At 69.0% G+C, this 14208-nt stretch carries 15 protein-coding genes; 9 read left to right on the forward strand and 6 right to left on the reverse strand.

What is annotated here, in order from left to right:
* The first annotated feature begins 109 nt into the window (after positions 1-109).
* Positions 110-1558 carry a multidrug transporter subunit MdtD gene (gene mdtD, locus M1D55_RS03050; RefSeq protein WP_053823671.1) on the forward strand — a complete coding sequence of 483 codons (1449 nt, stop codon included), beginning with the start codon at positions 110-112 and terminating at the stop codon, positions 1556-1558.
* A 22-nt stretch (positions 1559-1580) separates the two neighbouring features.
* On the opposite strand, the gene M1D55_RS03055 is transcribed toward mdtD, so the two are convergent.
* On the reverse strand, positions 1581-1883 hold the full coding sequence (locus tag M1D55_RS03055) for a hypothetical protein (protein WP_006577694.1): 303 nt from the start codon (positions 1881-1883) through the stop codon (positions 1581-1583).
* Between the two features lie 247 nt (positions 1884-2130).
* Positions 2131-2370, reverse strand: a complete 240-nt coding sequence (locus tag M1D55_RS03060; protein WP_006577695.1) for a hypothetical protein — start codon at positions 2368-2370, stop codon at positions 2131-2133.
* Between the two features lie 162 nt (positions 2371-2532).
* On the opposite strand from M1D55_RS03060, the gene M1D55_RS03065 reads away from it, so the two are divergent.
* A complete protein-coding gene (locus M1D55_RS03065) occupies positions 2533-3666 on the forward strand; it encodes an AGE family epimerase/isomerase (RefSeq protein WP_456281070.1) in 1134 nt (377 codons plus the stop codon).
* Between the two features lie 25 nt (positions 3667-3691).
* Here the strand turns inward: M1D55_RS03065 and M1D55_RS03070 are convergent, their stop codons facing one another.
* The 3 genes from M1D55_RS03070 to M1D55_RS03080 form a co-directional block, all read right to left on the reverse strand.
* On the reverse strand, positions 3692-4063 hold the full coding sequence (locus M1D55_RS03070) for a hypothetical protein (RefSeq protein WP_064573897.1): 372 nt from the start codon (positions 4061-4063) through the stop codon (positions 3692-3694).
* An 87-nt stretch (positions 4064-4150) separates the two neighbouring features.
* A complete protein-coding gene (locus tag M1D55_RS03075; protein ID WP_456281071.1) occupies positions 4151-4870 on the reverse strand; it encodes an alpha/beta hydrolase in 720 nt (239 codons plus the stop codon).
* A gap of 190 nt (positions 4871-5060) precedes the next feature.
* Entirely contained in the window at positions 5061-5420 is a 360-nt protein-coding gene (locus M1D55_RS03080) for a hypothetical protein (protein ID WP_456281072.1), read from the reverse strand.
* 523 nt (positions 5421-5943) lie between these two features.
* Here M1D55_RS03080 and M1D55_RS03085 point away from each other — a divergent pair.
* From M1D55_RS03085 to M1D55_RS03105, 5 genes are all read left to right on the forward strand, one after another.
* Positions 5944-6324 (forward strand): hypothetical protein, encoded by a 381-nt coding sequence (locus M1D55_RS03085; protein WP_232207032.1) that lies wholly within the window; start codon positions 5944-5946, stop codon positions 6322-6324.
* Between the two features lie 293 nt (positions 6325-6617).
* Positions 6618-7238: a TetR/AcrR family transcriptional regulator gene (locus M1D55_RS03090; RefSeq protein WP_006577701.1), complete on the forward strand. Its 621-nt coding sequence runs from the start codon at positions 6618-6620 to the stop codon at positions 7236-7238.
* A gap of 157 nt (positions 7239-7395) precedes the next feature.
* Positions 7396-9072, forward strand: coding sequence for a histidine kinase N-terminal 7TM domain-containing protein (locus tag M1D55_RS03095; protein WP_456281073.1), 1677 nt, complete (start codon positions 7396-7398; stop codon positions 9070-9072).
* A gap of 42 nt (positions 9073-9114) precedes the next feature.
* Entirely contained in the window at positions 9115-9741 is a 627-nt protein-coding gene (locus M1D55_RS03100) for a LysE family translocator (RefSeq protein ID WP_006577703.1), read from the forward strand.
* Between the two features lie 217 nt (positions 9742-9958).
* The gene (locus tag M1D55_RS03105; RefSeq protein WP_456281074.1) at positions 9959-11440 is read left to right on the forward strand and encodes a hypothetical protein; all 1482 of its coding nucleotides are present in this window, start codon (positions 9959-9961) and stop codon (positions 11438-11440) included.
* 300 nt (positions 11441-11740) lie between these two features.
* Here M1D55_RS03105 and M1D55_RS03110 read toward each other — a convergent pair whose 3' ends face one another.
* Positions 11741-11944, reverse strand: a complete 204-nt coding sequence (locus M1D55_RS03110; protein ID WP_456281075.1) for a hypothetical protein — start codon at positions 11942-11944, stop codon at positions 11741-11743.
* On the opposite strand from M1D55_RS03110, the gene M1D55_RS03115 reads away from it, so the two are divergent.
* On the forward strand, positions 11943-12986 hold the full coding sequence (locus M1D55_RS03115) for a hypothetical protein (protein WP_456281076.1): 1044 nt from the start codon (positions 11943-11945) through the stop codon (positions 12984-12986). The two genes, M1D55_RS03110 and M1D55_RS03115, sit on opposite strands and share 2 nt — an antisense overlap.
* Positions 12987-13154: 168 nt before the next feature.
* Positions 13155-14207, forward strand: coding sequence for an alpha/beta fold hydrolase (locus tag M1D55_RS03120; RefSeq protein ID WP_456281077.1), 1053 nt, complete (start codon positions 13155-13157; stop codon positions 14205-14207).
* Position 14208: the final 1 nt, after the last annotated feature.

Here is a 14208-nt window from a genome sequence, read left to right on the forward strand (position 1 = left end):
GCATCGGTCCGCGTCCTACGCGCACGGCGGGCCGGCTGCCGGCCTTGTCGTACCGCAACGATGTGGCGTATGGTGCTGTATTGACTTGTCTCCATGGAATTGCAGCCGCATGACGCCCACCCAGGACAGCGAAGCCCGCACGCGCAAGGTGATGTTGTGGGTCGTCGCGGTCGGCTTCTTCATGCAGACGCTGGACAGCACCATCGTCAATACCGCGCTGCCGGCGATGGCGGCCAGCCTTGGCGAGAGTCCGCTACGGATGCAGTCGGTGATCATCGCGTACTCGCTGACGATGGCGGTGATCATCCCGGCGTCGGGCTGGCTGGCCGACCGTTTCGGCACGCGCCGGATCTTCCAGCTGGCGATCGCGCTGTTCGTGCTGGGCTCGCTGCTGTGCGCCTATGCGCAGAGCCTGCCGTTCCTGGTGGCGGCGCGCGTGGTGCAGGGCGTCGGCGGCGCGATGCTGCTGCCGGTCGGGCGGCTGGCGGTGCTGCGGACCTTTCCGCGCGAGCAGTTCCTGCAGGCGCTCAGCTTCGTCGCCATCCCCGGCATGATCGGCCCGCTGATCGGGCCGACGCTGGGCGGGTGGCTGACGCAGGCGCTGTCGTGGCACTGGATCTTCCTGATCAACGTGCCGGTCGGGCTGCTGGGCGGCCTGGCGACGCTTCGCTATATGCCGGACAGCCGCCTGGCCGAGACCGGCCGCTTCGACCTCGCCGGCTACGCCTTGCTCGCCACCGCGATGGTGACGATCTCCTTCGCGCTCGACGGCCTGGCGGACTTCGGCTTCGAGCACGCCACCGTGCTGATGCTGCTGATCGCCAGCCTGGCGGCGCTGACGGCCTACGCGCTGCATGCGGCGCGGCGCACGCAGCCGCTGTTTCCGCTGACGCTGTTCCGCATCCACAGCTTCAGCGTGGGCCTGCTGGGCAATCTGTTCGCGCGCATCGGCAATGGCGCGATGCCGTTCCTGATCCCGCTGACGCTGCAGGTTTGTCTTGGCTACTCGCCGCTGTACGCCGGCCTGATGATGCTGCCCGTGACCGCGGCCGGCATGCTGTCCAAGCGCGTGGCGACCCGCCTGATCGAGCGGCACGGCTATCGCCGCGTGCTGGTGACCAATACCTTCGTGGTGGGCCTGGTGATCGCCTCGTTCGGGCTGATTTCGCCGACGCTGCCGCTGCCCCTGGTGCTGTGCCAGCTGGCGCTGTTCGGCGCCGTCAATTCGATCCAGTTCACCGCGATGAATACGGTCACGCTGAAGGATCTCGGCGGCGCCAGCGCCAGCGGCGGCAACAGCCTGCTGTCGATGGTGCAGATGCTGGCGATGAGCCTGGCGGTGACCTCCGCCGGCGCGCTGCTGGGCACCTTCAACCGCGTATTGCAGGAGCACGCGCAGGCCGGGCCGCTGCCGGCGTTTCATGCCACCTTCGTCTGCGTCGGGCTGATTACGTCGGCGTCGGCGTGGATCTTCATGCAGCTGACGCCGGAGGACGATACCGGCACGGGCCGGGCCGCCCGGGAAACCCGCGAGACGGCCGAGGCGGCGGAGGTCTGACGGGCGGGGCTGGGCGTGCCGGTCAGGACTGGCGTGCCTGCGCCGGAAGATGGGCGCGGCGGATATTCGGCGCGCAGGGCGGGATGTCGTGATGCCACTCGCGCGGGATGTCCGGCTCGACATCGTATTCGTTGCGCACGATGGTCTCGATCGCGGTACAGACGCCCACCGTGCCCCTGGGGCCCACGCAGACCAGGCTGCGCGGATGTTCGGCATGGCGCGGTACCGCGTACACGTGCATGCCTTCGCGGTACAGCGGATGGCTGGGCAGCCGCGCATTGACCATCTCGACGAAGCGGCGCGGACTGATCACTGGCTTTTCCATGGCGGTCTCCCTGCGAGCGGAACAGCCCCGCTTGCCGGTGCGCCGCGGCGCCGGTGGCCAGTGGGGTTCTCCCGTCGTGGTGAGAGTCGGTCGGATCGGGTCCAGTGAGACGCCGACGGCGTCTGCGCCCTGCCGGCAAGGTGCCGTCAAGCCAGGTCGCGAGCGCGCAGCAGACCCGCGTCGGGCGGAGGCCCGACGTCTTCAGCGTAGTGCATATCGGCCGGCGTTCAAGCGCCGGCGCCCCGGCTCAGTGTTCCGTGGCGACGCGGGGGCCGTTCAGCAGCCGATTGCATTCGGCCCAGCCGGCCGCCTGCGCCTCGGCCTGCGTGGGCCACTCCGCGTGCGCCTCGATGATGCAGTCGCAGTCGGCGCTGCCACAGTGTTCCTCGAGCACCATCTGCCAGGTGTAGGCCTGCGGCTGCAGCTCGATCACGTGCAGCACCACGGTGCGGTGCTGGTCGGACAGGGACAGGGATGTGTTCGGCATGGCGGGGCCCCCCTTGCTACCTGATTCATCGTAGCAGTTGAGCCGCGGGATTTCGGCCTGGGGCGCCGTCCGGTCCGCCGCTTTTGTTTCGTGGGCATTTACAGTATCTTCTGCGCTTGCGCGTGCCCCCGCCCGTGCCCCGCCGCCGACCTCCTTGTCTCGATGAGCCGCATTTCCTCCTCCGCCGCTTCGAACACATCCGCCGACCTGGGCGCCGCCGTCGCCTCGCTGCTGGCGCACTACGACTCCACGGTGCTGCCGCTGTGGACCGGCCCCGGCTGGCACGAATCGATCGGCTTGCCCTACGAGGCGCTGGCGGGGCACGATGCCAGCCCGCTGCCGGTGCAGCGCTATCGGGCGATGGCGTGCGCGCGGCAGCTCTACGTGTTCTCGCGCCAGCCCGACGGGATCGCGCATGCCGATACGCTGTTCGCCGCGCTGCGCCGGCGGTTCGCCGACCCGGACGGGGGCTGGTACTACAGCATCGACGCCGGCGGCGCGCCGCTCGATACCGGCAAGGACCTGTACACGCACGCCTTCGTCGTGTTCGCCTGCGCCGCGTACTGGCGCCGCAGCGGCAATGCGGACGCTCGTGCGGTGCTGGACGATACCGTCGCGCTGATCGAAACGAAATTCGGCATTCCGGACGGCCTGTACCACGCCGCGCTGGCGCGCGACTTCACCGTCGAGCGGGAGGCGGTGCTGCAGAACCCGGTGATGCATCTGACCGAGGCCTATCTGGCAGCCTATGAGGCCACGGCCGACCAGTGGTATGTGCAGCGCCTGCGGGAGATCGCGCGGCAGGTCCAGCGGACTTTCGTCGATCCGGCCAATGGCTGCGTCGCCGAGCTGCCGCTGGGCACGGCCGACAACCGCATCGAGCCGGGCCACCAGTTCGAGTGGTATTCGCTGCTGGCGATGGCGCCGTCGGTGTTCGGCGCCTGCGAACTGGGCGAGTCGCTGACGCGCGGCTGTGCCTTCGCGCAGCGCCATGGCGTGGCACCGCAGACCGAGGGCGTGGCCGCCGCGCTAGGCGCCGACGGGCACATCATCGATGCGACGCAACGGATCTGGGCGCAGACCGAATATGCGCGGGCGCTGGCGCTGCGTGGCGACGAAGAGGGACGCGCCGCGCTGGCGCGATGGTTGGCGGCTTTCCCTGGCCGTTTCCTGCATGCGCGCGGCTGGCACGAATGCATCGGCCCCGACGACGCGGTGCTGCGCGGCGAGATGCCGTCGACCACGCCTTACCACCTGGCCACCGCCTACGAGGCGCTGCGCAAGCTCGCCGATTGAATCCGGGGCGGTAGAGCCGGGCGGCTCAGTCCTGCACGCCGTTTTCGCGCAGCAGCCGCTCGCATTCGTCGAGCATGTCGTGCGCGAAGGCCGATTGATAGTTCGGGTCCAGCGCTTCCATCATTTCATGCGCGGCGTACAGCCCGGCCGCGCGCGACAGCGTCTCGGCGAGTTGGCGTGCCAGCCGATCGCTCAGCTCCGACAGCAGCCGGCGCTCGCTCAGCGCCAATTGCAGCCGCGAACGCGACAGCCATTGCGCGGCCAGCGTCGCGCCCTGCGCGTCGGTCATCCATTTGCCATGCTCGTAATAGGCCGACAGGCGCTCGGCGGCCAGCGCGAACAGCAGGGCCTTGCGGGTATCGAAATCGAGCAGGGGAGCGGAAGGAGTCGCTGACATCGGAAAACGAATCGGATTGGCACGGGCGGGCGAAATCCGCCCCACAAACGGAAAGGGTGCAGTCAGGCCACGGCGACCGCGACGGTATCAAGCCGCCGAATCGGCGCCGATCGACGCCAGCCGCTGGCCGAGCCAGACACCGATGTCGGCGATCTCCTCGAGGCAGACCGAATGGGGCATCGGATAGGTTTGCCACGTCAGCGGATAGCCGCGTTGCTGCAACAGGTCGCGCGCCTGCGTGCCAAGCGCCAGCGGCACGACGTCGTCCTGCGCGCCATGCGCGGCGAAGATCGGCGTGGCGGCGTTGGCCGGCGCGGCCTCGGCGTCGAGCAGCGCGGGCGAGGCCAGATAGGTCGACAGCGCGATGATGCCGGCCAGCGGCTCGGGATGGGTCAGTCCGGCCAGATAGGCCATCGCGCCGCCTTGCGAGAAGCCCGCCAGCACGATGTGCGAACTCGGGATGCCGCGCGCGTTCTCGCGGGCGATCAGCGCGCGGATCGTTTCCCGCGACGCGCGGATGCCGCTCTCGTCGGCGTGGCGGCGCGCGTCGCTGAGCGACACGATGTCGTACCAGGCACGCATGATATAGCCGCCGTTGCAGGTCACCGGAATCAGCGGCGCGTGCGGAAAGACGAAGCGGACCGCAGCGCTCGGAGGCAAGCCAAGCTCGGGCACCACCGGCACGAAATCGCCGCCATCGGCGCCCAGGCCGTGCATCCAGATCACGGCAAAGCGTGGCTCCGGTGCGGTTTCGATTTCGATGGGGGCGTCGGCGGCGGATGGGGCGGCGTAGAAGGCTTCGGTCATGGCAGGGCGCGAGGGTCAACGGCGCGCTGGGGAGGGACTGGACGGCATCGAGAGGGGATGGCGTGCGGTGCCCTCAGGGAAACGCCGGCATCCGCACTTTGCGAATGCAACGGCGCCAGGCAGCGCGGCTGCGAGTATCGCACAGATGCGGCGCGCACCCGCCCCGGGGCGCACCGCTGAAGGCAAGGGATCAGGCTGCCGAGGGGACGATCGGCACGGTGGTCAGCCCGGGTGCGATGCGCGAAGGCGGCGTGGCCGTCTGCGGCGGCACCGGCACGGTGTGCGAAACGGCGGCCTCGGCCAGCTCGGCGTGCTCGGCGTGCTCGGCCGCAGCGGCCTCGCTGGCGCGGCGTTTGTCGACCACCTGTTCGACCCCGGCGCTGGCCACCTCTTCCAGAAAGCCGACCATGTCGCGGTAGTAGTCGACCTGCATCTGCGCCTCCAGCAGCCGCCGTTCGGCCTGGAACAGTGCAAGCCGCATGTCCTGCAGCTCCTTGGCGGCGATCTTTTCCGGGCTGGGTGCAATGAACAGTGATGCAAGCGAACGCATGGCGGTGTACCTCCCGTACTGGACTCGATGATCCTTGTGGTCGAAAAACCTCTCAGGCCATGCGATCCAATATAGACGCCAATGCACGTCGGCCATGTGCGGCGGACCGCATCCGTCGCGGATCGCCCACAACCGCGCGCCCGGCCCGATTGTCGGATCGCGGCGGAGCGGGGTAGATTGTCCGGTGTGCCGCAGCGGGACACGCCAATTTATGAGCTTGGCTTCACGTGGCGCACCTCTCGATGCGACTGGCAGGGGGGCGCCACAATATTTTTCTTGACTATCTATCTATCGATAGATAACATGCAACGCATGGAAGCCGCAGTCCGTTGAAGCCCTGAATGCTCAACGCACTGCAGGTCCAGCAGCATTACCGAGCCGCCGAGGCTATTTTTTTGACAATGGTTGTCTATCTACGAGTAGATAATCACTGTCACGGAAAGCGCCGGTGTCACCGTTGCCAGGACTGACGCGGGACCCTGAACGAGAACCCCGCCGGTCCAACGAAGCCAGGAGAAACATCATGCAAGCCAAGTTCGCCAAGACCCTGATCGCCATCGCCACCGTGGCCGCCGCAACCGTCGCGGGCCAGGCCACCGCCGCGTCCGCGGGCAGCGTGCCGGCCGACCGCTACGGGTACGAACTGCGTACCGGCAAGTTCGACCCGTACAGCGAGGGTGCCCGCACCGGCAAGTTCGACGTCTACAGCGAGGGCGCGCGTGCGGGCAAGTTCGACCCGTTCACCGAAGGCGCCCGCGTCGGCAAGACCGATCCGTTCACCGACAGCTTCCGCAGCGCCGGCCTGGATCGCACCGGCGTGTCGGCCTCGCCGTCGCGCCGCTTCGACTCGTACACCGACGGTGCGCGCAGCGTCGATACCTACACCGACGGCGCCCGCGCCTGAGTCCGCGGCGGGCGTCCGGCCCGCGGCCATCATCGTGGCCGGGCCGCCCCGTACCGCGGTCCGGCTTGTTTTCAGGAGTCGATCATGGGAATTCGCGACAGTGTTCTGATTGTGTCCGGCTGGCTGTTGCTGTGCGGGGCAAGTGGTTGGCTCGTCACGGCGATCGCGCAGGTGTTGCCTGCTTGAAGGCGCGCATGGGCTCGCATCTTGCATGACGCCAGCACGGCAGACATGCCGGCAATCCGGGGCTATCCCTCATTGCTAACCTATCTGTTGGTAGATAAAGTGGCGTCATGAAAGCGCAATCCGTCCGCGAGCAACTGCTCGACCACACCTTCGCCCTGATCCGCCGGCGCGGTTTCAATGGTTTCAGCTATCGCGACCTCGCCGACCTGGTCGGCGTCAAGACGTCCAGCATCCACTATTACTTCCCCTGCAAGGAAGATCTGGCGCTGGAAGCGACCAAGCAATACACGGCAAAGATCGCCGAGGAACTGAGCCATATCGACCCGGCGCTGAGCCCGGTCGAGCGCGCCGAGCTTTACCTGAACGGCTGGCGCCGCAAGCTCGACCCCGACCAGATCTGCATGTGCGGCATGCTGGCGACCGAAACCGAGTGCCTGCCGGAGGCGGTCCATGCGGTGCTGAAGGACTTCTTCCTGCTGCACGAACGCCTGCTGACCGGCATGATCGAACAGGCCCGTGCCGAAGGTGCGCCGGCCCAGCCGATCCCGGCTTCCGAGCTGGCCATGGTGATCTTCGGCGCACTGCAGAGCGGCCTGATCTCGGCACGCTTGTTCCGCTCGCCCGAACGCTGGGAGGCGGCGGCGCAGATGCTGCTGGCCGCGGTGGGCAAGCCGGCCGGCGCATCCGCATCCGCCGCTCCACTGCCGGCCGAAGCCGCAGCCGGTTGAGCGCGGCGACGCCGCACCCCGATCTCCATTCCCGCCGCCGGTCGATCTCGACCGGCAGTTCGGCGCCGCCTCCGGTCCGCCATCCCGCGGACCCCGATACCCACTCCTGTGCTGCAGCGGTTGCCCGCCCGGGCGATGCATGCTGCAATCCTGCCCGATGGCGATCTCCCTGCTGATTCTGCTGATGGCCGGCGCACTGCTGGTGTGCGCCGCGATCGCGATCGCCAGTTGGCCGCGGCGCGACGATCCCACCGTGCGGGCCTTCCTGCTGCTGGCGGTCGGCGCCGGCATCTGGTGCGCCGGGCGCATGCTGGAAATCCAGGCTCCCAACGTCGCCGAACGCATCCTCTGGGCCAAGCTCCAGTATCCGGGCATCCTGATGGTGCCGGTGGGCTGGCTGCTGTCGGTCGTGCGGCTGACGCGTCCCGACCATGTGATCGGCCGCGGCTGGATGACGCTGGCGTTGGCGGTCGGCGTCGCCGGCATGGTGCTGGTGCTGACCAACGAACGCCACGGCCTGGTCTGGCCGCAGGTCCAGTGGTTCGGTGGCGTTGGCCTGCATACGCGCGCCGTGTTCTCGCACGGCCCGGCCTATTGGGCGCTGGCCGCCTACAGCTACGGACTGCTGCTGGCGAGCCTGTATTTCCTCGTGAAGGCGCGCCCGCGCGGCAAGCTGCCGCCGGGCGGCAGGGCGCTGCTGATCGCCGGCCTGCTGTTGCCTGTGCTTGCCAACGTCGCCTATCTGCGCGGCTGGACGACTGCGCTCGGCGGCGACCTGACGCCCGCGACGTTCTCGGTGATGGCGCTGCTGGTCTGGCTGTGCGCGCTGCGGCCGCATCTGGGGGACGTCGGTCACTATGCGCGGCTGCGCGTGTTCGATGCGCTGCGCGAAGGCTGCGTCATCGTCGACGACCGCGAGCGGATCGCCGATCTGAACCGCACCGCGCAGCGCATGTTGCCGGGGCTGCGGCGCGGCGACCCGGCGCCCGCTTCATGGATGGCGACCAGGCCCTATGTGGCCGGTGTCCCGGACTACGAGCTGACGGTCGAACCGGTCCGAAACCTGGACGACCGGGTCATCGGCCGCATCGTCTTCGTGCGCGATGTCAGCGCGTTTCGCACGCGCGAGCATGCCTTGGTGGAGGAGAACTCCAATCTGGCGGTGCGGCTCAACGAGACCGTCGACAAGCTGCTGCGCATCGAAGGCGATCTGTATCGCGACCCGCTGACCGGCCTGTTCAACCGGCGCTTCTTCCAGCGCGAGGCCGGTGTGCTGCTGGCCGCCGCGCAGGAGCGTGGCACGCCGCTCGGGCTGATGCTGATCGACGTCGACTTCTTCAAGCAGTACAACGACATCTACGGCCATCTGCGCGGCGACGAATGTCTGCGTGCGATCGGCGCCACGCTGGCGCAGACGCTGGACGAGGCCGCCAGTTTCTGCGCGCGCGTCGGCGGCGAGGAATTCGCCGTGGTGCTGCACCAGGCGGACGCCCAGCGTACCCGCGCCATCGGCATGCGCATGCTGCAGGCGGTGCGGTCGCTGCAGATGCCGCATGTCGGCGCCGATCCGTCCCATCCGTTCCTCAGCATCAGCGTCGGCGCGGTGTCGCGCGTTCCGGACTCGCCGCTGATCGAGGAGCTGGTGGCGGCGGCCGATGTCGCGCTGTACGCGGCCAAGCGCGGCGGCCGCAACCGGCTGGTGATGGCCGGCGGCCAGGCGAGCGCGCCGATGTCCGCAGATGACACGGATAACGCGGACAACGGGGATAACGCGGACAACGGGGATAACGCGGATAACGCGGATAGCGCCGATCCATCCCGCCCGCTGGTCTGACCGCGCTGCCGGCCCGCCGGCCTTCCAGTCCCAGGAGACAAGATGCCCACGCTCGATACGCTGATCGCCTTCTTCGGCATTGCAGTGCTGCTTGGCCTCGCGCCCGGTCCCGACAACGTCTTCGTGCTGCTGCAGTCGGCCATGCGCGGCCCGCGCGCCGGTTTGACGGTGGTGCTGGGCCTGTGCACCGGCCTGCTGGTCCATACCACCGCCGTCGCGCTCGGACTGGCGACGCTGTTCGCTGCGTCGGCCACCGCGTTCACCGTGCTGAAGATCTGCGGCGCGCTGTATCTGGCGTGGTTGGCGTGGCAGGCGTTCCGCGCGCCGGTCGATGCGCCGGTGCAGGCGGGCGAGCGGGCGGGCGACGGCTGGCAGATGTATCGCCGCGGTGTGGTGATGAACGTCACCAATCCCAAGGTCGCGATCTTCTTCCTCGCCTTCCTGCCGCAATTCGTCTCGCCGGCGCAGGGACCGATCGCCATGCAGATCGCGGTGTTCGGCGCGGTGTTCATGCTCGCGACGCTGCTGGTATTCGGCGCGATCGCCTGGTTCTCGGGTTTGTTCGGCACCTTGCTGCTGCGCTCGCCGCGGGCGCGACGGGCGTTGAACTGGTTCGCCGGCACGGTCTTCGCCGGCCTCGCGCTGCGGCTTGCGACGGCGCAGCGGTAGGGGCGAGCGCCAGCGCCCGGCCTCAATGCCAAACGCCAGTCCGCTGCGGCACCGACATGCGCTGCGAATTGGCGCACCGAGGCTGTCCGTATAGATTCTGAAACATGGATCGCGGTACGTCGGCGAGTTTCTACAGCGTCGGATCCGCTTCGACAGCAGGCCCGCGCGGGAGCGCTAGATTGCGCCTTTCCGCTCGACCGCCGAGGCGACCGTCATCGTGTTTCCATCTTCCTTCTTCTCCCTCGGCCGTCCGCCCGGTCAGCCGTTGTTGCGTTCCGAACCCGGGCAATTCCACCCTGATGGCCGACGCGCCGATCCCGCGCTGGACCCAATGCATCCATGTGCCGCGCTGGCGCTGCTCCAGCCGCCGCTGACAGCCGAACCCGTGCTGACGCGCGTCCCGCTCGATGCACCCGATCCCGCCAGCCATGTCGACGCGGCACTGGGCTTGCTGCGCCGGCGCACCGGCGTGCCGCTCGCCGAACGTCTCGCCACGGGCCTGCCCGGCGATCGCGCCGCTGCGATTGCGCTGCTCGACGAGCTGCTGGCCGATGGCAGGCCCGCCGGCCCGCTCGCCTCGTCAAGCCCGCTTGCCGCTTCGGCACAGGGCAGCAGCGCCATCGCACAGGCGCATGCGCTGCGCGATCGCCTGCGGAGCGGGGCATCGGCAGACGCGGACGTCCCCACGCTGCAGCGCGCGGTCGAAGCACTGATCGGCGCGCTGGAGGCGACGCCCTACGGCCGCGAGCATGCGTCGATGCGGGAACGGGCCGACGCCGCGCTTCGCGCAATCGTCGGCGGCCCTCCATGGGACCTTGTCGCGATGATCAACAGCGACCGCCTGCCGGATCGTCAGGCCGCGGTCCACCAGGTCGACCTCCTGCTGGCGCATCTGCAAATGCTGGCCCGCACCTGCGAGCCAACGTCGGCTGCCGATCCCTTCCCGCCCGCACTGCGCGCGGCGTTATACCGGCTGGCGCTCGAGGGCGGTCACGGGCTGAGCCCCGCGCAGCGGATCGCTCTGCGCCAGTGCCCGGGACTCGGCCCGGAACTGGCTCCGATGCTGCACGCGGGCAGTACGCTGTCGAGCGTGGCAGCGAACACGCTCGACAGGCTTTGCCGGCATGCCAGGCACTGTGCGGCCGACGCGAACCGGCACGCCGACGATGCGGTCCTTCTCGCCGAACTGGCTGCGCTCGGCGCCTGCGCACGCAAGCTCGTCGAAAGCGCGCCGTCCGCGGGCGGCGCATTGGACCGGCAGGCCTCGGAGGCCGCGCGGGACGGTCTGTTGCAGGACGCGCTGGCGACGCGGCTCACTGCGTCGAACCCGAGCGACATTGCCAGTCTGCATCGGTGGATCACGACGCCAACGCTGGTCGCATTGCGCACCATGGTGGATCGCTCCGCGCGGGCCAACCTGCCGCAGGACGAGGGCACCTCCCGCGCCGCCAGCGCGCTCGCCGCGCAGCGCCGGCTGCTGCGCGACTGGGTCTTGGCCTACGACGGTCTGGCTGCCTTGCTGACCGTGCGCATGCCGCCGCAAGCGGAGTCCGCGGCGAAGCGCAAAGCCGCCGCGTCGCCGGCATCCGGACAAGCGGCCGAGGTCGCCGCGGCGGCCGACCTGTTCCGGCAACTCTTTGCAACCGACCCCGCGCCTGACGGCGGCACCGGCTTGCAGCTCGATTGGGTCCGAGCCTGACCCCAAGCCCAATGCCAGGACATGTGGAAACGACGCGGCATCGGCCTATGCCGCGCGGAGCATTTTTTAAACTGATTTGTGTATGAGGGATCGGATGTTGTTGCCAGTCGTATTCAGATACATCGGCCAGTGCCTGGGCGTCAGGTACAAGCCGCGGCCCGCAGCCGCCGCATCCGTACGCTTGACGCGGGATACCCCGAGCCCGCGAACCAGCCTCTGGTCGCGGCTTGTTCGCACGTTGTTCTTCTGGCGCGGCCCGCGTACGGAACGGGCCCGCGCCCACCCGTCGCCTCGGATCACCTACGTTTCCACGCCACCGCCGTGGTCGGAACGGGACACCACGAAGTCGATCGTCGAAAGCCTGGCGCCATTGGCGCCGGACGCGCTCGAGGCATTTTGCCGCGGCTGCTCCAGGGACACCCTGCGGGCGATGGTGAGCTGGTGCCAGGCAGCCGGCAACGCCCACGCGGCGGGCGATACGGACGCGATCCTGGCGAAGGACATGATCGAGACGAAAGCCAGGGAAGCATTGCGTGCGTTCGAGCCGGATGGGATCGTTCCGCCGGCCGGCATCCGGCACGTGCTGACGCAGCTGCACCGCGCGCTGGCAAAGGTTCGCGACGGCAAGGGCGTCCTCGACCTGGCGCGACTGCGTGACGACTGGGTCAGCCGGCGCCCGCGCGATCGCCAGTTCGTCGCCGGTGGCTGCCATGCCGCCAACGCCTTCGACATGTTCCGCCGCTCGATCGAGGCGCTGTGCCGTTTCGAGATGGCCGATGGCGATCCCGCGGTCACGCACGCCCTGGCGGCGCAATGGGTCGACGCCGCCGCAGCGCTGTGCGAGGCGTTGGAGGCTGGAAGGCTGACCGGGGCGGTGATGGCGCGGCATGCCGATGCACTGCGCTTGCGCGAGCGAGACACCGCGCTGGTCCTGATCTGCGCGCAGCTTGGCATCGCGCGGCAGGCACCGCGGTCGAGCCTGTCCCATGACACCGGGCCGGACGAGGCCGCCGACACCGCGCCGAGTCCCACCGGCAACGCACGCAAGCACGGCTCGCAACCGATCGCCGCAAAGACGCTGACGGAACTGCTGCTCGACCGCGGCAGCGAAGCCGGGCAGATCGATGCCGCGGTCGGTTCGCTGGTACACAACCTGCGCACCGTGGCGCGGCAGCGCGAGCGCGAGGCGTTTCCCGCGGCAATCGCGGCCCGCCTGGACGAACTGTTGACGCGTGCCGGAGCTCGCCTGACCGAGCCGCAACTGCATCGCCTCGGGGACGCGCTGCAGCGGGCCGGCCTGAGAGCCTGGACCGTGTGCCGCAAGCTGCTGGACATCCGCGAGGCGCTGTACGACACCGGCACGCAGGCCTTGCGCGACGCGATGGCGGGGATCGCCGGCGTGCGGGCGCGACAGTCCGCGGTACGCGAGCAGGCGCAGCAGATTTGGCGCAGCATCGGGCTGGTCGATGCCGAGGTGGCGCGGGAGGCCGGATTCTCCGGCGCGACGCCGGGCGATGGCACCGCCCTCCGCCAGGCCCTCCGCTAAGCCCTGCGCGGTCTGACGATTCCGCCGTCAAGCAGCGGGTTTGTATCGCCGTGTATCGACGCAGCGGGGCGATACACGGCGATGCGCGGCGGGCCGGTTGCCGACACGTCGCCGATACCGCGCGGCGGTCTACTGGCGTTTCTCACCCACCTGATCGGAGAAACGACCATGTCAAACACCGTGAACGCACAACGCCGCCGCCTGCTGGGCTCGACCACGGCGCTGGCCAGTATCGGCCTGCTGGAGCTGGGCCTGGGCAGCGTGGCCCACGCGGGGCCGGCACGGCAAGCCGCCGCCGTTGCGGGCCAGTCCCCCGGCAGCGCTTCGCTTGGCGCGATTCGCCAGATCGACGCCGGCACGCTGAACATCGGCTATGCCGAGGCCGGTCCGGCCAACGGCCCGGTCGCGATCCTGCTGCACGGCTGGCCCTACGACATCTACAGCTTCGTCGACGTCGCGCCGGTGCTGGCGAAGGCCGGTTATCGCGTGATCATGCCCTACCTGCGCGGCTACGGCTCGACCCGCTTCCTGTCGGCTGACACGCCGCGCAACGGCCAGCAGGCCGCGCTCGCGGTCGATGTCATCGCGCTGATGGATGCGCTGAAGATCGACAAGGCCATCATCGCCGGCTTCGACTGGGGCGCCCGTACCGCCGATATCGTCGCCGCGCTGTGGCCGGAGCGCTGCCTCGGGCTGGTGTCGGTCAGCGGCTATCTGATCGGCAGCCAGGAAGCCAACCGCAAGCCCTTGCCGCCGGAGGCCGAGCTGCAATGGTGGTACCAGTTCTACTTCGCCACCGAACGCGGCGCCGCCGGCTACGCGGCCAACCTCGACGGCTTCAACCGGCTGATCTGGCAACTGGCCTCGCCGCAGTGGAAGTTCGATGACGCGACGTACCGCCGGTCGGCGCAGTCGTTCGACAACCCCGATCACGTCGCCATCGTGATCCACAACTACCGCTGGCGCCTCGGCCTGGTCCAGGGCGAGCCGCAATTCGATGCGCTGGAGAAGCGCCTGGCGGCCGCGCCGAAGATCTCGGTGCCGACCATCACGATGGAAGGCGACGCCAACGGTGCGCCGCATCCGAAGCCCGCCGCGTACGCCGGCATGTTCACCGGCAAATATCAACATCGGGACGTTGGTGGCGGCATCGGCCACAACCTGCCGCAGGAAGCGCCGCGCGCGTTCGCCGACGCGGTGCTGCAGGTTGTCAAGCTTTGAG

This window comes from Cupriavidus sp. JZ107, assembly GCF_053903255.1.